This window comes from Pseudomonas sp. B6(2017) (genome assembly GCF_002112765.1).
In the GTDB taxonomy this organism is placed as follows: Bacteria; Pseudomonadota; Gammaproteobacteria; order Pseudomonadales; family Pseudomonadaceae; genus Aquipseudomonas; species Aquipseudomonas piscis.
Window position 1 is genome coordinate 1 of sequence record NZ_NEIQ01000012.1, and the last position, 24,532, is coordinate 24,532.

General features: G+C 63.8%; 25 protein-coding genes and 2 pseudogenes. 12 read left to right on the forward strand and 15 right to left on the reverse strand.

Annotated features, from left to right (window positions below; translation table 11 throughout):
* Both CAG11_RS34550 and CAG11_RS20485 read right to left on the reverse strand, forming a co-directional pair.
* The coding region (locus tag CAG11_RS34550) for a beta-ketoacyl synthase N-terminal-like domain-containing protein (protein ID WP_177409153.1) at positions 1–148 on the reverse strand (148 nt) is incomplete at its 3' end.
* Positions 149–571: 423 nt separating this feature from the next.
* The gene (locus CAG11_RS20485; RefSeq protein WP_085597674.1) at positions 572–1,555 is read right to left on the reverse strand and encodes a GlxA family transcriptional regulator; all 984 of its coding nucleotides are present in this window, start codon (positions 1,553–1,555) and stop codon (positions 572–574) included.
* Between the two features lie 105 nt (positions 1,556–1,660).
* On the opposite strand from CAG11_RS20485, the gene CAG11_RS20490 reads away from it, so the two are divergent.
* Positions 1,661–2,851 carry an acetyl-CoA C-acyltransferase family protein gene (locus CAG11_RS20490; RefSeq protein ID WP_085597675.1) on the forward strand — a complete coding sequence of 397 codons (1,191 nt, stop codon included), beginning with the start codon at positions 1,661–1,663 and terminating at the stop codon, positions 2,849–2,851.
* Between the two features lie 247 nt (positions 2,852–3,098).
* Here CAG11_RS20490 and CAG11_RS20495 read toward each other — a convergent pair whose 3' ends face one another.
* The 6 genes from CAG11_RS20495 to ectB all read right to left on the reverse strand — a co-directional run bounded on the left by CAG11_RS20495 (position 3,099) and on the right by ectB (position 9,003).
* Positions 3,099–4,604: a sensor domain-containing diguanylate cyclase gene (locus tag CAG11_RS20495; RefSeq protein WP_085597676.1), complete on the reverse strand. Its 1,506-nt coding sequence runs from the start codon at positions 4,602–4,604 to the stop codon at positions 3,099–3,101.
* A 266-nt stretch (positions 4,605–4,870) separates the two neighbouring features.
* Positions 4,871–5,269, reverse strand: a complete 399-nt coding sequence (locus CAG11_RS20500) for a hypothetical protein (RefSeq protein WP_085597677.1) — start codon at positions 5,267–5,269, stop codon at positions 4,871–4,873.
* A 9-nt stretch (positions 5,270–5,278) separates the two neighbouring features.
* Positions 5,279–5,902, reverse strand: coding sequence for a LysE family translocator (locus CAG11_RS20505; RefSeq protein WP_053129770.1), 624 nt, complete (start codon positions 5,900–5,902; stop codon positions 5,279–5,281).
* A gap of 56 nt (positions 5,903–5,958) precedes the next feature.
* Positions 5,959–7,272, reverse strand: coding sequence for a SidA/IucD/PvdA family monooxygenase (locus tag CAG11_RS20510; RefSeq protein ID WP_158091436.1), 1,314 nt, complete (start codon positions 7,270–7,272; stop codon positions 5,959–5,961).
* Positions 7,273–7,282: 10 nt separating this feature from the next.
* A complete protein-coding gene (locus CAG11_RS20515) occupies positions 7,283–7,747 on the reverse strand; it encodes a GNAT family N-acetyltransferase (protein ID WP_022640982.1) in 465 nt (154 codons plus the stop codon).
* Complete coding sequence (gene ectB / locus CAG11_RS20520) at positions 7,744–9,003, reverse strand: diaminobutyrate--2-oxoglutarate transaminase (RefSeq protein WP_207245088.1); 1,260 nt, start codon at positions 9,001–9,003, stop codon at positions 7,744–7,746. The genes CAG11_RS20515 and ectB overlap by 4 nt, the downstream gene beginning before the upstream one ends.
* 463 nt (positions 9,004–9,466) lie before the next feature.
* On the opposite strand from ectB, the gene CAG11_RS20525 reads away from it, so the two are divergent.
* Both CAG11_RS20525 and CAG11_RS20530 read left to right on the forward strand, forming a co-directional pair.
* A complete protein-coding gene (locus CAG11_RS20525; protein WP_256578646.1) occupies positions 9,467–9,823 on the forward strand; it encodes an aldehyde dehydrogenase family protein in 357 nt (118 codons plus the stop codon).
* Between the two features lie 199 nt (positions 9,824–10,022).
* Positions 10,023–10,583: a TetR/AcrR family transcriptional regulator gene (locus tag CAG11_RS20530; protein WP_085597681.1), complete on the forward strand. Its 561-nt coding sequence runs from the start codon at positions 10,023–10,025 to the stop codon at positions 10,581–10,583.
* Between the two features lie 168 nt (positions 10,584–10,751).
* Here CAG11_RS20530 and CAG11_RS20535 read toward each other — a convergent pair whose 3' ends face one another.
* From CAG11_RS20535 to CAG11_RS20545, 3 genes are read right to left on the reverse strand one after another with little or no spacing between them, the layout of a single operon-like run.
* Positions 10,752–12,191: an efflux transporter outer membrane subunit gene (locus CAG11_RS20535; RefSeq protein ID WP_085597682.1), complete on the reverse strand. Its 1,440-nt coding sequence runs from the start codon at positions 12,189–12,191 to the stop codon at positions 10,752–10,754.
* Positions 12,192–12,196: 5 nt separating this feature from the next.
* Positions 12,197–15,328 carry an efflux RND transporter permease subunit gene (locus CAG11_RS20540; protein ID WP_085597683.1) on the reverse strand — a complete coding sequence of 1,044 codons (3,132 nt, stop codon included), beginning with the start codon at positions 15,326–15,328 and terminating at the stop codon, positions 12,197–12,199.
* Between the two features lie 27 nt (positions 15,329–15,355).
* Positions 15,356–16,501 (reverse strand): MexC family multidrug efflux RND transporter periplasmic adaptor subunit, encoded by a 1,146-nt coding sequence (locus CAG11_RS20545; RefSeq protein ID WP_085597684.1) that lies wholly within the window; start codon positions 16,499–16,501, stop codon positions 15,356–15,358.
* A gap of 159 nt (positions 16,502–16,660) precedes the next feature.
* Between CAG11_RS20545 and CAG11_RS20550 the strand changes: the two genes are divergently transcribed.
* Both CAG11_RS20550 and CAG11_RS20555 read left to right on the forward strand, forming a co-directional pair.
* The gene (locus CAG11_RS20550; RefSeq protein WP_085597685.1) at positions 16,661–17,230 is read left to right on the forward strand and encodes a TetR/AcrR family transcriptional regulator; all 570 of its coding nucleotides are present in this window, start codon (positions 16,661–16,663) and stop codon (positions 17,228–17,230) included.
* Positions 17,231–17,255: 25 nt separating this feature from the next.
* Positions 17,256–17,459, forward strand: a pseudogene (locus CAG11_RS20555) (paraquat-inducible protein A); the annotation flags it as partial.
* Positions 17,460–17,978: 519 nt separating this feature from the next.
* Here CAG11_RS20555 and gcvA read toward each other — a convergent pair.
* The gene (gene gcvA / locus CAG11_RS20560) at positions 17,979–18,869 is read right to left on the reverse strand and encodes a transcriptional regulator GcvA (RefSeq protein ID WP_085597686.1); all 891 of its coding nucleotides are present in this window, start codon (positions 18,867–18,869) and stop codon (positions 17,979–17,981) included.
* Between the two features lie 127 nt (positions 18,870–18,996).
* Between gcvA and CAG11_RS20565 the strand changes: the two genes are divergently transcribed.
* From CAG11_RS20565 to CAG11_RS20580, 4 genes are all read left to right on the forward strand, one after another.
* On the forward strand, positions 18,997–19,620 hold the full coding sequence (locus CAG11_RS20565; RefSeq protein WP_085597687.1) for a glutathione S-transferase family protein: 624 nt from the start codon (positions 18,997–18,999) through the stop codon (positions 19,618–19,620).
* Positions 19,621–19,637: 17 nt separating this feature from the next.
* Positions 19,638–20,666 (forward strand): LLM class oxidoreductase, encoded by a 1,029-nt coding sequence (locus tag CAG11_RS20570; RefSeq protein WP_085597688.1) that lies wholly within the window; start codon positions 19,638–19,640, stop codon positions 20,664–20,666.
* 216 nt (positions 20,667–20,882) lie between these two features.
* Positions 20,883–21,128 carry a hypothetical protein gene (locus CAG11_RS20575; RefSeq protein ID WP_085597689.1) on the forward strand — a complete coding sequence of 82 codons (246 nt, stop codon included), beginning with the start codon at positions 20,883–20,885 and terminating at the stop codon, positions 21,126–21,128.
* 22 nt (positions 21,129–21,150) lie between these two features.
* Entirely contained in the window at positions 21,151–21,450 is a 300-nt protein-coding gene (locus CAG11_RS20580; protein WP_085597690.1) for a hypothetical protein, read from the forward strand.
* Here CAG11_RS20580 and CAG11_RS33290 read toward each other — a convergent pair.
* Positions 21,440–21,625, reverse strand: a complete 186-nt coding sequence (locus CAG11_RS33290) for a hypothetical protein (RefSeq protein ID WP_143494685.1) — start codon at positions 21,623–21,625, stop codon at positions 21,440–21,442. The two genes, CAG11_RS20580 and CAG11_RS33290, sit on opposite strands and share 11 nt — an antisense overlap.
* A gap of 311 nt (positions 21,626–21,936) precedes the next feature.
* On the opposite strand from CAG11_RS33290, the pseudogene CAG11_RS20585 reads away from it, so the two are divergent.
* The 3 genes and pseudogenes from CAG11_RS20585 to CAG11_RS20595 form a co-directional block, all read left to right on the forward strand.
* A pseudogene (locus CAG11_RS20585) lies at positions 21,937–22,098 on the forward strand (general stress protein); the annotation flags it as partial.
* 84 nt (positions 22,099–22,182) lie between these two features.
* On the forward strand, positions 22,183–22,596 hold the full coding sequence (locus tag CAG11_RS20590; protein ID WP_085597692.1) for a CBS domain-containing protein: 414 nt from the start codon (positions 22,183–22,185) through the stop codon (positions 22,594–22,596).
* Between the two features lie 96 nt (positions 22,597–22,692).
* Positions 22,693–23,550, forward strand: coding sequence for an SDR family oxidoreductase (locus tag CAG11_RS20595; protein WP_085597693.1), 858 nt, complete (start codon positions 22,693–22,695; stop codon positions 23,548–23,550).
* Positions 23,551–23,581: 31 nt separating this feature from the next.
* On the opposite strand, the gene CAG11_RS20600 is transcribed toward CAG11_RS20595, so the two are convergent.
* A complete protein-coding gene (locus tag CAG11_RS20600; protein WP_085597694.1) occupies positions 23,582–24,025 on the reverse strand; it encodes a DUF421 domain-containing protein in 444 nt (147 codons plus the stop codon).
* A gap of 8 nt (positions 24,026–24,033) precedes the next feature.
* Complete coding sequence (locus CAG11_RS20605; protein WP_085597853.1) at positions 24,034–24,492, reverse strand: hypothetical protein; 459 nt, start codon at positions 24,490–24,492, stop codon at positions 24,034–24,036.
* Positions 24,493–24,532 lie beyond the last annotated feature (40 nt).

Here is a 24,532-nt window from a genome sequence, read left to right on the forward strand (position 1 = left end):
CCGCACAGCGGCCTTGAACCAGAAAGTCCCAATAACTCTCCAGGCTGGAAAGTTGCGGTGCGAAGCGACAGCTCATTCCGACAATCGCGATGGGCTGCAAGCCCACATGCTGACCAATACCTTGTGCAAGGCGCTGTTCGTCGTCCATGACGCACTCCTGAATATATCCATTTCGTTAGTTTTGCAGACCTCGAAACTTCATTCCCCAGTCAGTATTCCGTCCACTCGAAAGCCGCCATAGGCTCATATAAAAACCATGGATATCAATGGTTTGAGATGTCATTGAATATTAGAAAAAGCCGCTGGCACGCCGGCTTCAAGGCCAAAATCCAAAACTAGCAGAAACTTTTTCTGGCACAAGACGGCTACTTGAGCGGAATATAGCCAATCACGCTCAAGGCTATTTCCAATAAACCTGGAAAATAATTGTAGATATAACGATCTGCAACTAATTCGGCTCTATTTCCCACCCCGGCTTAACAAACAATTAGTCTTGTTATCTTTGCACTGCTGCGCAAATTGCCAATCGTTATATCGGCCTAGAGAGTTTTTTTGACCGACGGTAGTCCTCTCAAGCACCGCTGGCAAAACGCTCGCGATAGCTGCCTGGGCTGATACCGATGCGTTCGCGAAACAACCGGGAGAACGAACTCACATCCAGGTAGCCGACCTGGACCGCGACCTGGTCGATGTTCTGGTCGCCCTGCTCCAGCAGCACCTTTGCCGCATCCAGTCGCAGGTTCTGCAGGTAGTTCAGCGGCGTGCTTTCCAGGGCCGCCTTGAAACGCCGGACGATGGTCTTCTCGCTCACGCACAGGGCCTGGGCCATGTCGCTCATGCGCACCTCACGGTGCATGTGGTTCTGCAGCCACTGCTGCGCCTGGCTGACCAGCGAGTCGTTGTGCTCGCGGGCGACCAGCAGCGGCAGGAAGGCGGCCTGGCTGTTCTGGCTGACGTCGATGAGCATGGTCCTGGCGGTCTGCCGACTGACCAGTGGCCCGGAAAATCGCTCGATGATCCGTACCGCCTGCAGCAGGTAGGACGCTTGCGCACCGGCGCAGACCAGCCGCTCGGCCTCGGTCAGGATCGGCCGCGGCTGCAGGTCCACCAAGGGAAAACGCTCACGGAACTGGCGCTCCAGCCACCAGGTGGTGGTGGCCGTACGCCGGTCGAGCAAGCGGCTCTGGGCCAGGAGAAAGGTCCCGGTGCAATTGGCGGCGATCCAGGCCCCGCCCCGCCACTGGCGTACCAGCCAGGCGCTGACCGCTTGTTCGCGCTCCAGCAACTGGTCGAAGGCGCGCCCGCCGGCGTAGTGGATGCTGGGGATGAACACCAGGTCGTAACGGCTCCTGGAACTGATCTTGCGGGTCTGGAGGCTCAAGCCGTTGCTGGTGGTGATCGATCCACCAGCGCGGGAAACGAAGTGCCAGGAATAGCTATCCAGCCCGTCGTCCTGGCGCCGCAGGTGGGAATTGGCCACTTGCAGGATATCGGCGAAGCCGGTGGCACTGGAAGCGTAGCAGCCGTCGAAAGTGAGGATGGCGGCGCAAGGCATGCTGTCCGATCTCGCATAGAAATTGTCTTTATAGACAATATACAGCGCCAGGGCCGCTGCCTAGAGTGTCGCCACCGCAGTTTCCCTCAAGGATCGGATAGCGCTATGACTCAAGCATTTCCTGAAATCGTGGTGGCCGGTGCGGCTCGCACCGCCATCGGCAGCTTTGGCGGCGCGCTGCGCGACCAGCCACCCTGCGACCTGGCCACCCTGGTGGTGAAGGAAGCCATTGCCCGCGCCCAACTATCCCCGGCCCAGGTGGGCCAGATCGTACTGGGCAATGTGCTGCATACCGAACCCCGGGACATGTACGTATCACGCGTGGCGGGCTTGCAGGCCGGCATGGACCAGGCGTCCACGGCCCTGACCGTGAACCGCTTGTGCGGTTCGGGCTTGCAGGCGCTGGTGAGCGCGGCCAACGCCATCAGCCTGGGTGATTGCGAGATCGCCATCGGCGGCGGGGTCGAGAGCATGAGCCGCTCGCTGTTTGCCGTGCCCGCCGCCCGCTGGGGCGCACGCATGGGCGACAGCCAGTTGATCGACATGATGACCGGCGCTCTCAATGATCCGTTCGGCGCCGGTGCCATGGGCATCACCGCGGAGAACGTCGCCGGGCAGTATGAAATCTCCCGCGAGGAACAAGACGCCTTCGCCCTGGAGAGCCAGCGCCGGGCCACTGCGGCCATTGCCGCCGGGCACTTCCGGACGCAGATCGTGCCGGTCCAGATCACCACGCGCAAAGGCACGCTGACCTTCGATACCGACGAATACCCCAAGGCCGACGCCAACCTGCAAGCGCTGGCCGGGCTGCGGCCGGCGTTTCGCAAGGACGGTTCGGTGACCGCCGGCAACTCCTCGGGAATCAACGATGGCGCTGCCGCCTGTGTGCTGATGTCCGCCGCCGCGGCCCAGCGCCAAGGCATCAAGCCGCTGGCGCGGATGCTCGGTTATGCGGTGTCCGGGGTCGATCCGGCGGTGATGGGTACCGGGCCGATCCCGGCGGTGCGCCGGGTGCTGGAACGCACCGGCCTGGCCCTGGAGGCCTTCGACGTGATCGAGTCCAACGAAGCCTTTGCCGCCCAGGCGCTGGGAGTCTGCCGGGGCCTGGGCCTGGACCCGGCGCGCACCAACCCCAATGGCGGTGCGATTGCCCTGGGGCATCCGCTGGGCGCAAGCGGCACCATCCTGGCCATCAAGTGCATCTACGAGTTGCAGCGCATCCAGGGTCGCTACGGCCTGGTCACCATGTGCATCGGCGGCGGCCAGGGCATTGCCGTGGTCTTCGAGCGCCTCTGAGGCTCCTGGCGCCGGGCAGCGCGGTGAAGCCAGGGCGGGCCTGATCCATAGGATTGTCCCTGTGCGCCACCTGCCCTGATGCAGGTGGCGTCCTGGTCATTCGAACGATCAGTCATGCCGATCCTGAGTATCTTTTTCGCCAGCACCTCCCCGCATCGCCCCGGGCAACTGGATGCCTGGTTGCCGCAGCACCTTTGGCGCGTCGGTGTTGCCGGCCTGCCGCTAGACGCTGGCGCAGCTTTGCGGGTCAATCGACGGCATGCACCCGGGTCCGATTGCGGCCCTCGTGCTTGGCCCGGTACAGCGCCTGGTCGGCCAGGCTGACCCAGTGTTCCAGGGAGGCCTCCTGGTCGACCTGGACCATGCCGATGCTGACGGTGGACGCCAACTCCCCCACAGGCAGCGCCAAGCGGTGCGCGCTCCAGCATTCGCGCAGGCGCTCGAGCAAGGCCAGGGCCTGCTCGCGATTGGTCTGTGGCAGCAGCAATACGAACTCCTCGCCGCCATAGCGAGCGAACAGGTCCGTGCGCCGGACCTGGCTTTCGCAAACCGCACTGAAGGCCTTCAGCGCCTGGTCACCCACCAAGTGGCCGTGGTTGTCGTTGATCCGCTTGAAGTGGTCGATATCCAGCATCGCCAGGCACAACGAACGCCCCTGTCGACGGTCCTGGGCCAGCTCGAGCTTGGCCCGCTCGATGAAGGCCCGTCGATTGAGGACACCGGTCAAGGCGTCCCTGGCGGCAGTCTGGCGCAGCTCCTGCTCCAGGGACTTGCGCCCGCTGACATCGCGGATCTCCGCCACCTGGGTGCCATCGTCGAGGGCCGCGACGGTCAGTTCGGCGGCGAACTGGCTGCCGTCGCGGCGTACCGCCACTCGATCCAGCGGCACCCCATCGAACCGCCGCAGTTGTTGCTGCAGGTCGGCATCGGTTTCGAACAAGTGCTCCAGGGGACGCTCGTGGTAATGCTCGCGCTCGCAATCGAACAGGCGCTTGAGCACCGGGTTGGCATCGACGATCCGCCCGTCGCGGACGATCACCACGGCGGCGCTGGTGATGTTCATCAGGCGCTCGAAGCGCACCGCGCTGCGCTCGGCCGCCAGCAGGAAACGGCGCAGGCTGAGCAGGGTCAGGCCGAACAGGCAGAGGATCCACAACGGATAGCCAATGTTGAAAGCCAGCAGTTCGGCGGCCGCCTCCAGGCCTTTGCGCGGCCGCAGCGCCTGGAGCAGATCGAGGGCACCGCTGGCGGCTGCGCTCAAGGCCAGCAAACCGAACATCAGCGCGGCGAAGATCCGTACGCTGCGCAGCCGGCGATCGCCCGGCAGGCACAACAACGCACGACAGGCCAATGCCCGGACGAAGGCACTGACGAAGGTGTACAAGGCCACCACCAGCTCGGCTTCCAGCGGCTCGCCCAGCCAGTGCCACAACAGCCAGGGCACGGCGGTCAGGCAAACCGCCGGCACCAGCCACCAGGGCGCGGGACGCTCGAGGAAGCGGAACACGCCGATGACCAGCACCGCCTCCCCCGAGGTCAGCAGGCTGTAGCTCAACACGTTGTACGCCAGCCCCGCCGAGTGGCCACCGAACAGCAGCAGCAACTGGCCCAGCCCCACCAGCAGTATGCCGAGGGTCCACAGGCCCGGTCCCGGATAGGGGCGCGAGTAGTACCACAGCGCCAGGCAGATGATCGCGCTGGCGATCAGGATGTTGGTACCCAGCAATAGCGGGGAGAACAGCAAGGCATTCATGGCGTTGGGGAGTCCGGAAATCGAAGGGGCCGACTGCCGTGATGGCGGACAGCCGCCAGTAACGCCTGGGATACCAGGGCGGCCGGAGCTTCTCGATGCACGGGGTCAAGGCAGGGGCGCGATCATGGCTGGACCAGCACCTGGCGTTGCCTAGGGGTTTTCTGCCGGGCACGTCCGAACTTTAGGTGCCTGGGGTAAAAATCCGCCCGCCGGTTGCCGGTCGGGCGGAGCCTGGGTTGGCGGTCCCGGCCCCGGCCTTCAGGCAGTCAATGGGCAATCATCGACAGGGCCCGGATCAACTGCGCCAGGTTGCGCTGGCCGTCGGCGGCCAACCGGACGCCGGGGTGGTAGCGCAGGCTCGTTGCCGGCTCCTCGGCCTGCGGTGCCGGACGAGACCGGGCCGGGGGCTGGACCTGATATGGGCCGGGGGCGCGGGCCAGGTCAGCGGATTTCAACGACGCGGCATAGCCGACCCCGGGCTCCAGGCGCTCGAGCAACTGGAAGACACCGTCCAGGTCGCAGTCCAGGACCAGGGTCACGCCGGGGTAGGCCTGGGCCGGCGCAGCGCCAGCGCCTTGGGCAGAATCGTGTGGCTGATCGATCAGCAGCCAGCTGCGATGCTTGAAGCGCGCCCCCACCTCCTTGAGCAGATCGTTCCATTGCATGGCAGGTCCTCAACGGGCGGCAACCAGCACCGGGATCGCATTGTTCAGGGAGAACGCCACCAGGAACACGGCCAGCCCCACGTCGATCTGCCGCGTGTACTTGAGGAACAGCGCCTTGACCGGCCCCTGGCCGAACAGCAGCGCCACCAGGGAGTACCAGGTGACCTCCAGGGTCGAGCACAGCACCACCACCAGTACCTTCTCGAGATCCGAGCGTGGCGAGGAAAGAAACCCGGCATAGATGCTGATCATGAAGGCGATGGTCTTCATGTTGCTGATGTTGGTGATCACCCCCACGCGGTAGGCCTTGGTGAAACTGGTGGCTCCGGGCGCGCTGGCGGTCGGCGCGCTGGCAGTCCTGGCCAGCACGCTGCGGATGATGCTGTAGGCGATGTACAGCAGGTACAAAGAACCTGCCAGGGTGGCCGCCTTGGAGAATGCCGGATACTGGTCCAGCAGTACCGCCAGGCCCAACAGCGAGATGGTCGAAAAGAACACCCCTACGGTGCAGATGCCCAGGGTCGCGCCGATCCCCGTGGACACCGAGCCCAGGGAAGCGAAGCGACTGACGATGATGAAGTTGGGGCCCGGGCTGATGACCGCCAGGATATAGATCAATGCTGCGGTGAACATGGCAACTCCTTGTCATGGCGCGGCAGCCCGGCCGGGCTGCCGCCAGGGTGCGGGCTTCAGGCCAGCGCCGGCTCGGGTGAACGCAGTTCCTGGCCCGGGGCCAGCCGCTCCTGCAAGGCGGACAGGATGCGCTCCACCCGCAGCGAGATCAGGCTGAACGAGCCGGCATCGCCAAGCCCGTGGGAGCTCTCGCACAAGCCGTTGAGGAACACCGCCGGCAAGCCGTCCAGGGCCGTCAGGCTGTAGTCGCGGTTGACCACCAGGGCGCCCTGGCCGTCGCGGCGAAAGTCCTGGTGATAGGGCTCCAGCAGCGGCGGATAGAGCTCGCCGTTCTCTTTGTCGGCGATGTCCTTGAACCCGGTGGCCAGCACCAGTGCGTCCAGGGTGAGGTGCGAGGACTGCAACTGGTTGACCTCGGTCAGTGCCAGCTCGACCTGCCCTGCCGCGTTCAGGCTGGCGCGCTCCACGGCGGTATTGTTGAGGATGTGGATACGCTGCTTGCCCTGCAGCTTCTCTTCATGGATGCGCACGTACAGCGCGTTGATCACATCGGCATCGGCCGAGCTGTAGTTGGTACCGCGCAATTGGCGGTCGATTCGGGCCTTGGCCTCGCTGGAGAGCGCGAAGTAGTAGTCGATGAACTCGGGGAAATACACCTTGTCGCTGAATGGGCTGGTGTCCTTGAGGCGAAAGCTGAAGCTGCGGTGCAAGGCGTAGATGTCCTTGTCGGCGAACCGGGCACTCAGGTCGAGGACGATCTCCACCGCGCTCTGGCTGGAGCCCAGCACGCCGATACGCTGCACCTCGGGCGGCAGGTCGTGGATGTTCTCCAGGTAATGGTTGAGGTGGAATATGCGCGGGCCGGTCAGGCCTTCGAACACCGCGGGAACGTTCGCCGTGCGTCCGGTGCCCAGCACCAGGGTACGGCCATGGATCACCTGGTGATCGTTGTAGGTCACCTTCCACAGGCGCTGGCCCTTGAGCTGCACCGGTTCGACCTTGCTCACCCGGGCCGAGGATTCGACGCTATCGAGGAAATGCCCGGCCACCCACTTGATGTATTCGGCATATTCGCGGCGCAAGGGATAGGCCAGCGGCAGGTTCAGGTAGTCGAACAGGCGCCCGGTTTCCTTCAGGTAATTGACGAACCCGTAGTGGCTGCGCGGATTGCGCGGGGTGACCAGGTCACGCAGCGGGTTGTTCTGGATATCCGAGCCACTGAGCAGCATCCCGTCCTGCCAGTCCGGCTGGCGCTTGGCGTCGAGAAAACGATAGCTCAGCGGCGATTGCGCTTCCTCCAGGGCGATGGCCAGGGCCAGGTTGGAGGGGCCGAAACCAATACCGACAATATCGTAAACAGTACCTGACATGGGAAAGCTCCTATCCTTGGGCATGTTTGAGTGGAAGGTGGTAATAGTGATAGTCACTGTTCTCGATGAAACCGAACTGCGTATATATATTCCGCGCCTTCGGATTATCTTCGGCGCCTTCGATGAAAAGTTGCTTGGCCTGGGTATCGACCCCCAACTTCCGGGCGGCATTCAATAGTGCCAATCCGGCCCCTGCTCCCCTTTGCTCTTCATCGACATACAAGTCGTTCAATATCCATAAGCGCTCCAGGGTGACACTGGAGAAACTTGGGAAAAGTTGGCTGAAGCCGACGACCCGCTGGTCGAGTTCGGCGACGATGATGATCGACTCCCCAAGAAAGAAACGTTCCAGGATGAAAGCCAGCGAGCGCGACAAGTCGCTGGCCTGGCCATAGAACTGGCGGTACTTGTCCAACAGCGGCGCAATGGCCTGGGCGTCGTCGATCGAGGCATAGCGAGTCAGGACCTGGCTCATGGCTCACCCCTCGCGACGTCGGCGAAGGCCTGCTCGAGAAGCTTCAGGCCCTGGGTGATCTGCCCCAGGCTGATGGTCAGGGCGGGCAGGAACTTGAGCACCTGGTCGTCCACCCCCGAGGTCTCGATGATCAGCCCCAGGGCATAGGCCCGGGCGGCGATCTTCGGTGCCAGCCCCCGGTCCTGGAACTCGATGCCCCTGAAGAATCCCCGGCCCTTGAGCCGATTGGGCGCCTGGGCGGCGAAACCGGCAGACAGCTCCAGCAGCCCCTCGTGGAGGAACGCCGCCTTGGCCTTGAGCTCCTCGGTGAACCCCGACCGGCTCCAATAGTGGTCGATCACCGCCTTGCCAGTGACGAAGGCCAGGTTGTTGCCACGGAACGTGCCGTTGTGCTCTCCCGGCTGCCAGATGTCCAGGTGCGGGGCGATCAACGTCAGCGACATCGGCAAGCCGTAGCCGCTGATGGACTTGGACAAGGTGACGATATCCGGTGTGACCCCGGTGCCCTCGAAGCTGAAGAAGTCGCCGGTGCGGCCACAACCGGCCTGAATATCATCGATGATCAGCAGGCTGCCATGCTCCCGGGCTATGTCCCGTACCGCCTGCAGCCAGGCGGCGCTGGCGCTGCCGACACCGCCTTCGCCCTGCACGGTTTCCAGGACGATCGCCGCGGGTTTGTCCACCCCGCTGCCGGCACGCAGCATCTGCGCCAGGTATTGCGAGGTGTCCAGGCCATCGCCGAAGAAGCCGTCGTAGGGCATGAAGGTCACGTTGTTCAGGTTGACCCCGGCACCGGCGCGCTTGCGCGGGTTGGCGGTCAGGGCCAGGGAGCCCAGCGACATGCCATGGAAGGCATTGGTGAAGGCCACCACGTTCTGGCGCCCGGTGTACTTGCGCGCCAGCTTGATCGCCGCCTCGACGGCATTGGTTCCCGTGGGCCCGGGGAACTGGACTTTGTACTGCAGGTTGCGTGGCGCCAGGATCCGCTCCTGGAAGGTGGTGAGGAAGGCTTTCTTGGCCGTGGTCTTGAAATCCAGGCCGTGGGTGATGCCGTCGCGGGCGATGTAGTCGAGCAACGCCGCCTTGAGCAGCGGATTGTTGTGCCCATAGTTCAAGGCCCCGGCGCCACTGAAGAAGTCGATGAAGACCTCCCCCGTATCGCTGGTCAGCGTCGAGCCTTCGGCGGTCTGGAAGGTTGCGGTGAAGTCCCGGCAATAAGAGCGAACGTTGGATTCCTTGAGTTCGAAGATATCCAGGGACGAAGGAACAGCAGGAACAGCATCTACCAGCAAGTGATTTAGCGTGGCCGTCATGTCAGGTACCGTTTATCGATCCAATGAATGGACTAACAACGGAAAGAGCGTTTCCTCAGTGGCCAGGTAGCGAATGCCGAGAAGGCTTCAATCCTTTGCAGTCCGGATTTAAGTTTCATCCAATGAAACATGACCCGCTCTGTTGGCCAGCAGGAACAATGACGACTTTCGAGTTGCAGGCTAACAGCCCTGATAACTCTGCGGAATAATTATAATTTCATATGCATATAATTTAACCCGCGCATATATAGCCACCTGCAATGGCTCGCGAAAATGACAGCTTGAAATCACAGCGCCCCGCTGCCCTGACGCCCATCCGGGGAAGCCTGGCGCTTGCCCTTGGCCTGGGTGCAGGTGCCGCGCCTGGGGCGCAGCACCTGCCTGCGGGGCTCAACCCACCAGCGACTTGCCGAAGATCTGCCGGGCACTGGAGGAGGTCGTGGAGTACATCAAGGACCGCGACCAACCGCTGGCGCTCTACTTGTTCACCCGCCAGCCAGAGGTGCAGCGGCAGATCATCGCCCAGACCCAGTCAGGCGGCGTGGCGATCAACGACTGCGGATTGCACGTGGCCCAGCACGACTTGCCCTTTGGCGGTATCGGCGCCAGCGGCATGGGCCACTATCACGGCCATGAAGGCTTCTTGGAGTTCTCCAAGATGAGGCCGGTCTTCAAGCAGTTCGCCTGGCCGGCCTTTCCCATGCTCTACCCGCCCTGCGGCAAGCTCTTCGAGCGCTTGATGAGCCTGATGCTCGGGCGTTGAGCAACCCTGTCCGCCCCCACCCGAAGCGGTAAGGGCAGGGTTCCACAGATCTCCACCTGACACCCAAAAGAATCTTTAATGATACTAATGTCACAAATGAAGCCACAAAGACTCAGGCAAGTGATTACAATGTGCGGGTGCCGGCAAGGAGTGCTTCTTGCCAGGAATCTCCTCACTTGCCTGAAGCCCCGAACACCCCATGACACTGCATGACGCCCGCCTTCTCAAACAGCTGACCACTGCGCTAGTCAATCACCCACGTGCCACCATGAAGGAACTGGCGGAACTGGCCGGAGTGAGCAAGGCCACGCTCAACCGCCACTACGGGACCCGTGCCGGCCTGGAACAGCAACTCGAACTGCATGCCAAGAACGTGCTCGTCGGCATCACCAGCAACGCCGGGCTGCACGCCGCCGAACCGCTGGAGGCCCTGCGCCACCTGATCCGGGAGCACCTCACCCACCGCGACCTGCTGGCCCTGCTGATGTTCGAACATCGTCCCAAGGGGCCGATGCTGGAGCAGGAGGCGTCCTATATCGAGGATCTGGATGCGTTCTTCCTGCGCGGCCAGCACCAGGGGGTGTTTCGTATCGATATCAGCGCCGCGGCCTTCACCGAGCTGTTCATCAACCTGATCTACGGCATGGTCGATGCTGAACGCCGCGGCCGTGCGGCCAGTGCCAATTCCGTCTATTCCCTGGAGCAGATGTTCCTGCATGGCAGCGTCGCCCAGGAGGCCAAGTCGGGCAGGCGCCCATGAAAAAGGCCGGCTGGATCGCTCCAGCCGGCCTTTTTCGCCCCCTTACCAGGTCCGCCTGATGCTGTCCGGGCGGCGCACATGCAAGAGCGCCCGGCAACGATTGCACGCATCGTTACCCTCCTCGAGCGCCGCCCGCCGGGCTTGCTCCGGCGGGTGGCGGTCACTCATTCAGGGGCGGTCCTGGCGTTGCGCCAGTCGCTGGTCCTGGTTGTCCTTCCACCCACCACCCAGGGAGCGGAACAGGTCCACCAGGGCGATCTGCCGTTGAGTGCTGACTTCGATGAACGCCGTCTCGTTGGCGAAGTTGTTGCGCTGGGCGTCCAGGTAACGCAGGTGGCTATCGATACCGCCTTCATAACGAGCCTTGGCCAGCTTCAGCGATTCGTTGCTGGTGTTGGCCAGGGCCCGGCGTGCCTGCTCCTCGCGGCGCAGGGTATCGGTGGCCGCCAGGGCGTCCGCCACTTCGCGGAACGCGGTCTGGATCGTGCCCTCGTACGCCGCCACCGCCGAGTCCTTGCGGGCCTCGGCCAGGTTCAGCCCGGCGCGGTTGCGCCCGCCATCGAAGATCGGCAGCGACAGGGTCGGGATGAAGCTCCAGGAGCGCGAGCCGCCATCGAACAGGCCAGACATCTGCGCACTGGAGGTGCCGAAGCTGCCGGTCAAGGTGATCCGCGGGAAGAACGCTGCCCGCGCAGCGCCGATGTCGGCATTGCGCGCTTGCAGGCGGTGTTCCGCGGCGAGGATGTCCGGACGGCGCTCGATCAGCGACGACGGCGAGCCCGCGGCGATGTCTTGCACCAGTAGCGGCTGCTCCGACGGCTTCTCGGGAATCGACTTGGCCGCATCGGCGGTGCCCAGCAACAGCACCAGGGCATTGAACGCCTGTTGCTTCTGGCGCAAGGCGGCCTCCTCGTCGGCCCGGGACTGTTCCACCAGGCCCAGGGCTTCCTGGTAGTCCAGCGCGGTGGCGTTACCTACCGCACGGTGCCGGCTGATCAGGGCGAAGGAGTATTCGCGGCTGACCAGGGTCTGCTGGGTCAGGGCCAGGCGGCGCTGGGCACCGTCATGGGCCAGGTAGGCCTGGGTGACCTCGGCGATCAGCGCAATGCGTGCCGAGCGCCCCGCCTCTTCGGTGGCCAGGTACTGCTGCAATGCGGCATCGCTGAGGCTCTTGACCCGACCGAACAGGTCGACTTCGTATTCCGGCAACGACAGGCCGACCTGATAGGTACTGGCCACGCCGGCCCGGCCATTGCTGGAGAGGTCCGAGGGCAGGCGCTGGCGGTTACCCGAGGCCCCGGCGTTCAACCCGGGGATCCGGTCCGCCCGCTGGATGCGGTATTGCGCCCGGGCTTGTTCGATGTCCAGCAAGGTCTGGCGCAACGAACGGTTGTTGTCCAGGGCGGTGCCGACCAGGCGGCGCAGCTGCGGATCGACAATGAAGCTCTGCCAATCCAGTTCGCTGGCCTGGCGTCCCTGCTGGGCGGGTGAGTCGCTCCAGCTGTCGGCTACGGGCGCCGTCGGACGCTCGTAGGTCGGGGCCATGGAGCAGCCACCCAGGGCCAGGGCGATCAGCAGCGCCGATACGGTAAAAGCTGGGGTACGCATGCTGATCACTCCTGGGTCAGGGCTGGTTGTTCGGTGGCTGGCCGCTTGGTGCGCAGCACCGACAGCAGCCAGACGAAGCAGATCGGCACGAACAGCACGCCCAGCAAGGTGGCGCTGAGCATCCCGCCGATCACCCCGGTCCCGATGGCGCGCTGGCTGGCCGCACCGGCACCGGTGGCGATGGCCAGGGGCACCACGCCGAGGATGAAGGCCATGGACGTCATGATGATCGGGCGAAAGCGCAGGCGAGCGGCCTCGATGGCGGCGTCACGCAGGCTGTAGCCCTTCTCCCACAGTTCCTTGGCGAACTCGACGATGAGGATCGCGTTCTTCGCCGACAGGCCGATGATGGTGATCAGGCCGACCTTGAAGTACACGTCGTTGGGCATGCCCACGAAGATCACCGCCAGCACCGCACCCACGGCGCCGATCGGTACGATCAGCATCACCGACAGCGGGATCGACCAGCTCTCGTAGAGGGCCACCAGCAGCAGGAACACCACCAGGATCGCCAGGGCGAACAAGCCCGATGCCTGGCCGGCAGAGACCTTCTCCTGGTAGGACAGGCCGGTCCACTCGTAGCCGATGCCCTTGGGCAGTTGCGAGGCCAGTTGCTCCAGCTCGGCCATGGCCTGGCCGGTGCTGTAGCCTGGACCTGCGTCACCGACGATGCGGATCGACGGATAGCCGTTGTAGCGCACCAGTTGCACCGGCCCCTCTTCCCACTTGCTGCTGACGAAGGCGCTGAGCGGCACCTGGTCGCCCTTGTTGTTGGGCACGTACAGCTGGAGCACGCTTTCCGGAGTCATCCGCGCGCCCTGCTCGGCCTGGATCACCACCCGTTGCTGGCGACCGGCGTTGGTGAAGTCGTTGACCACGTCGGAACCGAAAGCCGAGGACAGGGTGGAACTGATGGTCTCGAAGTTGACGCCTTGGGCTCGGGCTTTTTCACGGTCGATCACCAGGCGCAACTGCGGCGCCTCGGCCAGGCCTTCCATCATGCCGTAGAGGAACTTCGGATTACCGTTGACCTGGCCCAGCAGCGTGTCCCGTGCTTGCAGCAGGGCCTCGCGGCCCAGGCCGCCACGATCCATCAATCGCAAAGCGAAGCCGCCGGAGTTGCCCAGGCCATCGATGGGTGGCGGCGAGACCGCCATGATGGTGCCGTCACTCGGCAGTGCGAAATGCTCGTTCAGCGCCGCCACTTCGGCAGCAGCAGACTCTTCCTTATCGCGTACCGACCAATCCTTGAAAACCGGGAATGCGAGCGCTGCGTTGTCGCCCTGGCCGGAGAAGCTGAAGCCGGAGACGAGAAATACCGCATCCACCGCCTTGCGCGACATCAGGTACTGCTCCAGCTCCTTGCCGGTGGTATCGGTACGCATGCGGCTGGCGCCGGGTGGCAGTTGCACGTCGACGATCATGTAGCCCAGGTCTTCGCTCGGCACGAAGGCTTCCGGCAGGCGCAAGTAGGTGTAGCCCAGCAGAGCGACGATACCGGCGTACACCAGCATGAAGCGTCCGGCACGCTTGACCAGCCCGGAACTGAGCACCGAATAGCGCTCGGTGACGCGGGCGAAGCCACGGTTGAAGGCACCGAAGAAACCGCGCTTCTCGTGATGGCCTTCAGGGATTGGCTTGAGCAGTGTGGCGCACAGGGCCGGGGTGAAGGTCAGGGCCAGGAAGCCGGAGAACAGGATCGAGATCGCCAGGGATACCGAGAACTGCTGGTAGATGACGCCTACCGAACCGCTCATGAATGCCAGCGGCATGAATACCGCGGACAGCACCAGGGTGATACCGACGATGGCACCGGACACCTGCTTCATCGCCTTGATCGTCGCTTCGGTCGGGGACAGGCCCTCCTCGGCCATGATCCGCTCGACGTTCTCCACCACCACGATGGCATCATCCACCAGGATGCCGATGGCCAGCACCATGCCGAACATGGTCATCATGTTCACCGAGAAGCCCAGCAGGTACATCACCGCCAGGGTACCGAGCAGGCATACGGGCACCACGATGGATGGAATCAGGGTGTAGCGCACGTTCTGCAGGAACAGGAACATCACCAGGAACACCAGGACCATGGCTTCGAGCAGGGTATGGATCACCTTCTCGATGGCCACGTCGACGAAACGCGAGGTGTCGTAGGGTACGGAGTACTGCATGTCGCTGGGGAAGAACTGCGACAGTTCGGCCAGGCGCGCCTTGACCAGCGTCGCGGTCTCGATGGCGTTGGCGCCCGGAGACAACTGGATCGCGCCACCCACGCCGGGCGTGCCGTTCAGGCGCGAGGAGATGTTGTAGCTTTCCTGGCCCACTTCCAGGCGGGCGACATCGGCCAGCTTGACGGTGGAACCATCGGGGTTGGAGCGCAGGACGATCTGGCCGAACTCCTGGGGATTGTCCAGGGTGCCCTTGACCGCCAGGGTCGCGGTCAGCTCCTGCTCACTGGTACCGGGCGCGCTGCCGAAGGCGCCGGCCGGAACCTGCACGTTCTGTCCACGGATGGCGCTGCTCACGTCTTCGATGGACAGGCCGTAACCCACCAGCTTCTGCGGATCGATCCAGACCCGCATCGCCGCTTCGGAAGAGAAGAACTGCAACTTGCCGACGCCGGGCAAGCGACGCAGTTCGTTGTTGATGTTGCGCGCGGCGTAGTCGCCCAAGGCGGTGGTGTCGTTGCGCTCGACCCCTTCCTTGTAGTTAAGGGCGTAGATCAACAGGAAGCCAGCGCTGGTCTGCTCGACCTGCAAGCCCTGGGTGAGCACGGCCTGGGGCATGCGCGCCTCGGCCTTCTTCAAGCGGTTCTGCACGTCGACCTGGGCCAGGTCCGGATCGGTGCCCGGCTGGAAGGTCACGACGATCTCGGCAGTACCGTTGGAGTTGTTGGTCGACTCGAAGTACAGCAGGTTCTTCGCGCCGTTGAGCGACTCTTCGAGCACGCTGGTGACCGAGTCCACCAATACCTTGGCCGAAGCGCCTGGGTAGGTCGCGGTCACGGTGATTTGCGGTGGCGCAACGCTGGGGTACTGCGCCACCGGCAACTTGGAGATGATCAGCAGGCCGGCCAGGGAGATGAACAGAGCCACCACCCAGGCGAAGTTCGGGCGCTTGATGAAAAAATCGGACATCAAAAAATCCTCGTGTCGTAACCGGGCTTATCGTTTCTGCTCGGTTTCCTGAGCCTGCTTGGGAGTGACCTTGACGCCCGGCTGCACGGCGGCCAGGCCACCGACGATGACCTGGTCACCGGCCTTGAGGCCTTCGATGATCTGCCAGCGCGAACCCTGCATGGTGCCGGTGGTGACCGCCCGGGCCTCGGCACGCTCGTCGGCGCCGACCACCATCACGTGGGAGCTGCCGTCGTTGCCACGCTTGACCGCACGCTGCGGGACGAGGATGGCTTGGTTGTCAGTGCCTTGCGGGGTCTTGACCCGCACGTACATGCCCGGCAGCAACACGCCATCGGGGTTGGGGAACTTGCCGCGCAGGGTGATCTGGCCGGTGCCCGGATCGACCGCCACGTCGGTGAATTGCAGCGAGCCCTGGCGCTCATAGGGCGTGCCCTCGACCCGCAGGGTCAGGGCCTTGCTGTCGCCTGCGGCCAGGCTGCCAGTCTTCAGCGCCTCGCGCAGGCGCAGGGCATCGGCGGCGGTCTGGGTGAAGTCGGCGTAGATCGGATCCAGTTGCTGGATGCGCGCCATCAGGGTCGCTTCGCCCTGGCCAACCAGGGCGCCTTCGGTTACCAGCGCACGCCCTACCCGGCCGGAAATCGGCGCGGCGACCGAGGCATAACCCAGGTTCAGGCGCGCGGTTTCCAGGTCTGCCTGGGCCGAACGGGTCGCTGCCTGGGCGCTGTGCAAGTCGGCACTGGCCTTGTCGTAGTCCTGCTGGCTGACCGCTTCGATCTTCACCAGCGGCTCATAGCGCTTGACCCGCGCCTGGGCTTCCTTCATCCCGGCCTGGGCCCGGGCCAGGTCGCCCTCGGCACGGGACACCGCTGCCTTGAGCGGCGCGGGATCGATCTGGAACAACAGATCGCCGGCCTTGACGTCGGCACCTTCCTCGAAGCGCTTCTTCAGCACGATCCCCGCCACCCGTGCCCGCACCTCGGCCACGCGTACCGGTTCGATCCGGCCTGGCAGCTCCGACGTCAGTGCCAGGGTTTCCGGCTTCACCGCGAACACATCCACAGGAAGCACCATCTCCGCGGCGCTCTGCTGCTCGCCCGAGGGACCACACCCTGCCAGTGCGATGACAACCGCCAAAGCACTGACCCTTCCTATTGCACGCAAATCGACCATGGCACACCTGACTATTGATTGAGAATGTCCAGAATGCTACTTTCAAACCCAAAATGAGTCAACAAAGACTCATATGAACTTTTTTGTCTCATCTATTGCGGAGCGCTGCGAGCTTTTTTGCACCATGCGCGCATTCGAGGACTCAACCAGGACTTGCGAATGACCCTGACGCCCCATGACGAACGATTCATCAAGGCGCTGGCCGTGGCCATCGTCGACCACCCACGCGGGACACTGAAGGAACTGGCTGAAGCCGCCGGCACCAGCCGGGCCACGCTGCACCGTTTTTGTGGCACGCGTGACCATCTGCTGGAGATGCTCGAATGGCATGGCAAGGAGGTGTTGCACCAGATCATCGAAGCCTCCCGCCTGCTGGATGCAGATCCATTGGAAGCACTGCACAATTTGATCAGGGAGCATCTCGCCCATCGAGAGCTGCTGACCTTCCTGGTATTTCAATACCGCCCGGATTTCCTCGACCCACACGCCGATGGCGCCCGGTGGCAGTCCTACATCAACGCGCTGGACGCCTTTTTCCTGGGCGGCCAGCACCAGGGAGCATTCCGCATCGACATCAGCGCGTCGGTGTTCACCGAACTGTTCATCACCCTGGTCTACGGCATGGTGGATGCCGAACGCCGCGGACGCGCGGCGAGCTCGAATACCGCCCAGACCCTGGAGCAGATGTTCCTCCACGGCGCCTGCCCCCAGGCCAGAACAGATACCTAGGCCACGCGCCTCCAGGACTTGCCCGATGCCCCAGACCAACCCCCGCGACTTGCCGAACCTGCCACTCCAAACCCTGGTCGCTAGCCATGAATGCGACCTGCTGATGTGCCGTGAACCACTGGAACCCGGTGAAAAGAGCTGCTGCCCGCGTTGCGGCTTCGAGTTGGCCGTGCACCGCCATCAATGGCAGCGCCGTTGCTTCGCCCTGTTGCTGACCCAGGTCTGGCTGGAAATGAGCATGTCGCCGCACCAGGTCTGGGAGGCGCTGGACGAGGACGAACGGGGCACACCCGACTGAGCCTTTCCCCAGGGTGTCATCAGAGATGCTTGAGCACTTCCCCGATCCCGGTGGCCGGTGGATGCGTATGGCTGGCGCGCGGCACATGGGCATTATCAGTCCCTTCGTTCGGCCTGGATCCAAGGGTGTGGATACCGGCTCCCAGTACCAGCGCAGCCATTAGCGAAAGCATGAGTCGACGCATGGAAACCTCCGCCGTCCGGAGGGAAACCGGACGCAGCTTTTTTGTTGTCAGGTCCTTGCAGTCTGCCTTCGCCCGATAACAAAAAGCTTAGCCTTGCGCGCCATGGAGTTGACATCTCATGCCGGCCGTACAGGTTGCTCGGAACATACCCGAGCGCTCCTGAACCCCTGCTGAAATTACCGGCAGCCACAGTCGCTTGAGCATAGCCTGCGACCCGGAACACGACGGGCAAGCCCCGGACTTTCTTCGCCCCTGCGGCTAGCGCTTCAAGCCGAGGCCTTCGCCTCTTGCCTGATCCAGGCCATGAACGCCTCCACTTCGGGCCGTCGCCAAGCTTGCGCCTGGGTCACCAGGTAATAGGCAAAACGCGCTGGCCAGGGCCTGTCCAGGGCCTGCACCAGGCGCCCGGCGGCAATCTCCTCGCGAGCATATTCCTGGGGCACCAACGCCAGCCCCTGGCCGGCCGCCGCCGCGCGGATCAGCAGGTAGTCATCCTCGAACGCCGTGCCGCGCTCGGCGCGCAGGTCCGCGGCGACCCCATGGGCCGCCAGCCATAGGGCCCAATCCGCGCGATCGGTATCTTGCAGCAGCGGCCAGGCCAGGCAATCGGCTGGCTCGCGAATGGGCTCGCCAGCAGCCAGCAGCGCGGACGCCGCGACCGGCAGCAACACCGGCGCCAGCAGGGGTTCCGTTACCAGCCCCGGGTAGTGGCCCAGGCCATGGCGAATGGCGATATCGACCCGGTCACGCTGTAGATCCACCAATGCCGCCGACGCCTCGACCCGCACCTCGATCTCTGGATGCTGGGAAGTGAAGCGCCCCAGTCGTGGTACCAGCCAGGATGCAGCAAAGGACGGCACGGTGCTGATGGTCACGGTGCTCCGGATGCGGTCCGCTTCCAGGGTCCACAAGGCTGCCTGGATCTGCTCGAAAGCCGCCAGCAATTGTGGGTGGACCCTGCTGCCCGCTTCGGTCAGTACCATGCGCTGGTGCCGGCGAATGAACAGCGGCATGCCGACCCGCTCCTCCAGTTGGCGGATCTGCTGGCTGACCGCACCCGAGGTCACCCCCAGGGCCTGGGCGGCATGCTTGATGCTGGCGTGGCGACCGACTTCGGCAAAGGCGCGCAATGCCAGCAATGGCAGGACTGGATTCATGGTTTAGCTCTTCTAAACAAGGCAAGTAGTTTAAATCGTTTCCTATCCACCTGATGCAAAAGGAAGATCCTCGGGAAGCGGCACACATAACTTTAGCTCTACTTAACCCGATGGAGATAGCCAGGCGATGCTCGATCTGTACACCGACAGCTCACCCAATGGTTTCAAGGTGACCATTGCCCTGCACGAGCTGCAGTTGCCCTACCGCCTGCACCCGGTGAACCTGGACACCGGTGAGCAACACCGTCCGCAGTTCCTCGCCCTCAACCCCCATGGCCGGATCCCGGTGATCCATGACCACGAGACCGGCATCACCCTGTTCGAATCGGCGGCCATCCTGCTCTACCTTGCCGAACGCGGCGGCAGTCTTCTGCCCCAGGACCCGGTCGGGCGCTGGGAAACCATCAAGTGGCTGCAATTCCATGCCTCCAGCGTTGGGCCGATCCTCGGCCAACGAGTGCACTTCGAGCTGTTCGCCCAGCAGCGACTGCCCGCGGCCATCGCCCGCTACCGACGACTGAGCGAGGAGCTGTTCGCGGTGCTCGACGCTCGCCTGGCCGAACACCCCTACCTGGCCGCGGACCAGTATTCGATCGCCGACATCGCCCATTTCGGCTGGACCCATATCGCCCGGATCATCGATTTCGACTTCAGCCAGCACCGCCACCTAAGCGCCTGGCACGACCGAGTGGCGCAACGTCCCGCCGTACGCCTGGGCGTAACCATTCCCGCGCCCGCCAGCGGCGCATGAGCAACAGGAGACAAACAATGCAGAGCACCCTGAACAACGGCGCCCCAGCGACGGCGAATTTTCATGGGCACCCCGGCTACCGGCGCATGTTCGCTCCCGAGCGCTTGACCCTCGGCCTGTTCCTGCCGCTGCGCTTCTACCAGGGCGACATGCAGGTCTTGGCCGGGCAAGCCGACTGGGTCGAGACCATCGACCGTCAGGGTTTTGCCGCCGTCTGGGTACGCGACGTACCGCTGTTCGATCCGACCTTCGGCGATGCCGGGCAACTGTTCGAGCCCTTCGCCTACCTCTCGTTCCTCGCCGCCCGGACCCAGCGAATTGCCCTGGCCACCGGCAGCGCGATCTTCACCCTGCGCCACCCATTGGATTTGGCCAAGTCGGCCGCCAGCCTTGATCGTTTGTCCGGTGGCCGGCTGGTGCTGGGCATCGCCTCGGGAGATCGGCCCGTAGAGTTCCCGGCCTACGGCCTGGAACATGCCGAGCGAGGCCAGCGCTTCGCCCAGGCGGTGGAGTACTTTCGCCAAGTCATGGCCGACGGCCCGCAGGCCATCGATTCGCCCCTGGGCCGTTTCGCCGGCGCCGAACTGCTGCCCAAGCCCAGCACTGGCGCGATTCCGCTGATCGTCACCAGCTCCTCGGGACAATCGCCGGAGTGGATCGCCCGGCACGCCGATGGCTGGCTGACCTACCCCTTCGCCACCCACACCGCCAGCGGGCCACGACAACTGGCCGAGAAGATCCGTGCCTGGCGCCAGCTGATTCCCGACGGCGGCTTGCGCCCCCACATGACCAACGAATGGCTGGACCTGGTGGACGATCCCGACCATCCGCGTACACCACTCAACGGCGGCTTCGTCTTGCGCACCGGACGCAAGGGCCTTTTGCAGTTGCTGGAGCAATGGCAAGAGGCCGGCGTCAACCACGCCGCGCTGGGCATCCAGTTCTCCCAGCGCCCGGTGGCCGAAGTCATCCAGGAACTGGCCGAGGAGGTACTGCCACATTTCCCCTCCCATCCCGGTCCTCCGGCGCTAGATGCCCGCTGGTAGCGCAGTAGAGGCAAAACGGAGCAACTTCCTGCGAGCCGCCATGGGTAATTCTCGTTGTCATGCGACCAACAAGCGGCAACTTGCAGGCAAGTTCAAAGTTGCTCCTGATGAGCTGCGCAGTTCAATACCGACGACTTTGCTATCAGCCTGACAGCATTTACAGCCTGGGCTACTGAGCTAGTCTTGATTTGCTCATGACCTCAAGCCGAAAAGCCCATGGACACCCTAAGCAAGTTCGAAATCGAGACGGCCCTTGCCCAGCGCTTGCCAAACTGTCGCGTGAACTGCGTGATCAATGCCGACGGCAGCCTCTCGCTGGACATCCTGGCGCCAGGATCGAACCAGTTCACCATTGCCAGCATCGACCGCAGCCACTACCACGGGGAATCGGGCATCAATCGACTGGTGCGCGAAATCCTCGAAGAGATGGTGGTTTCCCGGCGGTCTTCGCGCATGTCATGAACCTGCCAGGAGCGCTTGCACCATGCCCATGACGACGCCGCCACGCCTCACCACTATCAACTACCAGCAGGACACCCTGTTCGGGGTCAACGCACTAGCCTGCGAATGCCTGGTCCAGGTGACCGAACCCGGCGAACTCGGTGCCGGTAGCCTACAGCTCCTGGTCGACGCGCCCTGGCCCGAGCAACTGCAACACGCCCATGGACTGACATTCGACCGCGATGGCCACCCCTGCCACGGCGTGGTGCGCCATGGCCGGCGGCTGGCTAATGCTCAATTGCTGCTGGTACTGGAACTCCAGCCAGGTCCGATCAGGGCCTGAGGCGCTCCTGATCCGCCGGCCCGGGCTCCACTCGTGGTCCCGGTCGCGCCCGGGCCTGATCCTCGCGACGGACCCGCTGGTCGTCGGTCAAGCCCGGGCCCGGGTCCTGCTCCACCAGGCCTTGGGCCGGGGTATTCGATGGCGATGACGGGGATGATACGGCTCGATCTTGCATTTGTGTCCTCCTGCGGTGCGCTACTCGATGAAAGCTCTTCGTAAGTTTGAAAACTTACCCTTGCTGATGTTCAAAACATCCAGGCCCTAATCGCGCGTTAGACGGATAACTTATTTACGCGCCGCTTGCATATATACGGCATACCGGATCAACCCCTTGCGCAAAGTTGCCATTTCCAAGTTTCGAACCATTCGTCGCCGCTCATTCAATCAGTTCGACTTTTTAAAACTCAGCGTCCTCCCAATAAATGCCCGGTGCAATTATGGGCATATCTTTCCATTAACAAGAGGTATTCAACCATGGCCAATACCGGACACCCCAATCCTGGAAACTTTGCCAATGATCGGGAAAAAGCCGCCGAAGCAGGCAGGAAAGGCGGACAGGCCTCTGGCGGCCACAGCACCGGCGGCCGGCACAAGACATCCGGCGCCGGCAAGCAGAGCAGCCGCGGCGGCGCGGGCGGTCGTGGTTGATCGCCGGACGAGCGGGGTCGTAGCGAGCCCCGCTTTCTTCTACTTGCGCGGGTTCCGCGACCCGCTCCACCTCGGGAGACACCGATGAAAATCAACGAAATCATGACCCGCGACGTACAGACCACCAGCCCCGACCACAGCTTGCGCGAAGTCGCCAGCCTGATGGCCGATATCGATTGCGGGGCAATCCTGGTCAGCAGCCAGGATCGCCTGGTGGGCATGGTCACCGACCGCGACATCGCCGTGCGCGCGGTGGCCCGGGGCATGGCCTGCGACACCCCGGTCAGCCTGATCATGAGCAGCGATATCCGCTACTGCTATGACGACCAGGACGTGGACGATGTGGCCCGCAACATGGCCGACATCCAGTTACGGCGCCTGCCAGTGGTCAACCGCGACAAACGCCTGGTGGGTGTCGTATCCCTGGCCAACATCACTCGGGCCCACGACCACGGGGCCAACAGCACCCTGTTGCAGGGCGTTACCTGCACACACTGAATCCGTACCAATAATTGAACCCTCGTCCCGCGCCCGCTCGCCCCTGGCATGACTGCGGGGCAGCCGGGACCTGATCCGCCACCTCTGGAGGTATCCATGAAGTCCTATCCACGCCCCCCCTTCCCCGCCCAGCAGCAAGCAGTCCCAGGAGCCCAAGGCGCCATGGAGCCTTACCCCGATTGCGGCGAGCAGAGCTACCAGGGCTCAGGCCGCCTGGCCGGCAAGATCGCCCTGGTCACCGGGGCCGACAGCGGTATCGGCCGGGCGGTGGCCATCGCCTTCGCCCGGGAAGGCGCCGATGTGGCGCTGGCCTACCTGGACGAACACGACGACGCCCGCGAGACCGCGCGCTGGGTGGAACAAGCCGGACGCGAATACCTGCTGCTGCCGGGCGACCTGGCGGGCAAACAGCAATGTCGCGACATAGTCGCCAAGACCGTGGAGCAGTTCGGGCGCATCGATATCCTGGTCAACAATGCCGCCTACCAGATGACCCACCATGAGTTGGCCGATATCACCGATGAGGAATGGGTACGGACCTTCGATATCAATATCACGGCGATGTTTCGCATCTGCCAGGCCGCGGTGCCGCACATGGCCGCCGGCAGCTCGATCATCAACACCAGCTCGATCAACTCCGATGCCCCCAAGCCGACCCTGCTGCCCTATGCCACCACCAAGGGCGCCATCGCCAATTTCACCGCCGGCCTGGCACAACTGCTCGGTGCCAGCGGCATCCGGGTCAACAGCGTCGCCCCGGGGCCGATCTGGACGCCGCTGATCGTCTCCACCATGCCGCCAGAAGCTGTCACCCATTTCGGCGAGCAGACGCCCCTGGGTCGTCCGGGCCAGCCAGTGGAGGTGGCGCCCATCTATGTCTTGCTGGCGAGCGACGAAGCCAGCTACATCTCCGGCTCGCGGGTGGGCGTCACCGGCGGCAAGCCGATCCTCTAGCCCGCGCAAGAACCAGGAAGTCGCGACGGCCTCAAGGATAGGGAATGATCGAGATCTTGCCGTTGCGCTCCAGGATCGCATAGCGGATGTGCCCGATCTCCAGCACGCCCTGGCTGGAGCGGGCCGCTTCGAGGATGTCCTCTTCCACTAACCGCGCATGGTGCATGCGCTGGCGCAAAAGCCTGCCGTTTTCCACCAGAACCGTGGGCCCACCGTCGATCACCCGGGAAAACCAGCGCCAGCGCTGCTTGGCCAGCGACAAGCCGACATCGATGGCAATCAGCGTGACTATCACCAGCACCGCGTTGGTCAAGGAAAAGTCCTCTCCGAGCAGCGCTTGCTGGGTCGCCTCGCCAATCACCATCAGCAGCACCAGGTCGAAGGTGGTCAGCTCGGCCAGCGAACGCCTGCCGGCGATCTTGAACAACACCATCAATGCCAGGTAGATCGCTGCCGCCCGCCATACCGAGTCCATGAGGTCACCTAGGGATAAATGAATTGGTCGAAATCCAGGACCGGCCCAGCTGCCAACGCGATCCGGGTCGAATACCGCCCTGCGCCTTCGCTGCGCAGCCTCAAGTGCAACGACGCGCGGCCGTCGGCATCCGCCAGCAGCCACAGCCTGAGACCCTGGCCCACCGCGCTGGCCTTGAGCGGCTGGGGCAGCAAGCTCTCGACGCTGAAACCCTGCAGCAACTCGCCCCCCAACTCCAGTTCCAGGGGCTGGCCGGCGCTGCCACGCATGTGCACCACCAGGCTGTCGGTGGAACCGCTGCGCAGCAGCGCCTGGTAATGCACCTGTAACCGGCCATCGGCGCTGTGCAACTGACGCGAACTCAGCGGCCCCTTGGAGAACAGTCCGCCCAGGGTCAGCAGCACCAGCACCACCAGCAAGTACCAGCCCAGGCGCTCCAGGCGCCAGACCTTGCGCTGCAGGCCCATGTATTCGCGAACCGGCCGCTGCCGGCTATGCAACTCATCC

Coding starts and splice junctions, on each gene's coding strand:
- CAG11_RS20485 (WP_085597674.1), bottom strand. CDS start 1,555: ATGCCTTGCGCCGCCATCCTCACTTTCGACGGCTGCTACGCTTCCAGT.
- CAG11_RS20490 (WP_085597675.1), top strand. CDS start 1,661: ATGACTCAAGCATTTCCTGAAATCGTGGTGGCCGGTGCGGCTCGCACC.
- CAG11_RS20495 (WP_085597676.1), bottom strand. CDS start 4,604: ATGAATGCCTTGCTGTTCTCCCCGCTATTGCTGGGTACCAACATCCTG.
- CAG11_RS20500 (WP_085597677.1), bottom strand. CDS start 5,269: ATGCAATGGAACGATCTGCTCAAGGAGGTGGGGGCGCGCTTCAAGCAT.
- CAG11_RS20505 (WP_053129770.1), bottom strand. CDS start 5,902: ATGTTCACCGCAGCATTGATCTATATCCTGGCGGTCATCAGCCCGGGC.
- CAG11_RS20510 (WP_158091436.1), bottom strand. CDS start 7,272: ATGTCAGGTACTGTTTACGATATTGTCGGTATTGGTTTCGGCCCCTCC.
- CAG11_RS20515 (WP_022640982.1), bottom strand. CDS start 7,747: ATGAGCCAGGTCCTGACTCGCTATGCCTCGATCGACGACGCCCAGGCC.
- CAG11_RS20530 (WP_085597681.1), top strand. CDS start 10,023: ATGACACTGCATGACGCCCGCCTTCTCAAACAGCTGACCACTGCGCTA.
- CAG11_RS20535 (WP_085597682.1), bottom strand. CDS start 12,191: ATGCGTACCCCAGCTTTTACCGTATCGGCGCTGCTGATCGCCCTGGCC.
- CAG11_RS20540 (WP_085597683.1), bottom strand. CDS start 15,328: ATGTCCGATTTTTTCATCAAGCGCCCGAACTTCGCCTGGGTGGTGGCT.
- CAG11_RS20545 (WP_085597684.1), bottom strand. CDS start 16,501: ATGGTCGATTTGCGTGCAATAGGAAGGGTCAGTGCTTTGGCGGTTGTC.
- CAG11_RS20550 (WP_085597685.1), top strand. CDS start 16,661: ATGACCCTGACGCCCCATGACGAACGATTCATCAAGGCGCTGGCCGTG.
- gcvA (WP_085597686.1), bottom strand. CDS start 18,869: ATGAATCCAGTCCTGCCATTGCTGGCATTGCGCGCCTTTGCCGAAGTC.
- CAG11_RS20565 (WP_085597687.1), top strand. CDS start 18,997: ATGCTCGATCTGTACACCGACAGCTCACCCAATGGTTTCAAGGTGACC.
- CAG11_RS20570 (WP_085597688.1), top strand. CDS start 19,638: ATGCAGAGCACCCTGAACAACGGCGCCCCAGCGACGGCGAATTTTCAT.
- CAG11_RS20575 (WP_085597689.1), top strand. CDS start 20,883: ATGGACACCCTAAGCAAGTTCGAAATCGAGACGGCCCTTGCCCAGCGC.
- CAG11_RS20580 (WP_085597690.1), top strand. CDS start 21,151: ATGCCCATGACGACGCCGCCACGCCTCACCACTATCAACTACCAGCAG.
- CAG11_RS33290 (WP_143494685.1), bottom strand. CDS start 21,625: ATGCAAGATCGAGCCGTATCATCCCCGTCATCGCCATCGAATACCCCG.
- CAG11_RS20590 (WP_085597692.1), top strand. CDS start 22,183: ATGAAAATCAACGAAATCATGACCCGCGACGTACAGACCACCAGCCCC.
- CAG11_RS20595 (WP_085597693.1), top strand. CDS start 22,693: ATGAAGTCCTATCCACGCCCCCCCTTCCCCGCCCAGCAGCAAGCAGTC.
- CAG11_RS20600 (WP_085597694.1), bottom strand. CDS start 24,025: ATGGACTCGGTATGGCGGGCGGCAGCGATCTACCTGGCATTGATGGTG.
- CAG11_RS20605 (WP_085597853.1), bottom strand. CDS start 24,492: ATGGGCCTGCAGCGCAAGGTCTGGCGCCTGGAGCGCCTGGGCTGGTAC.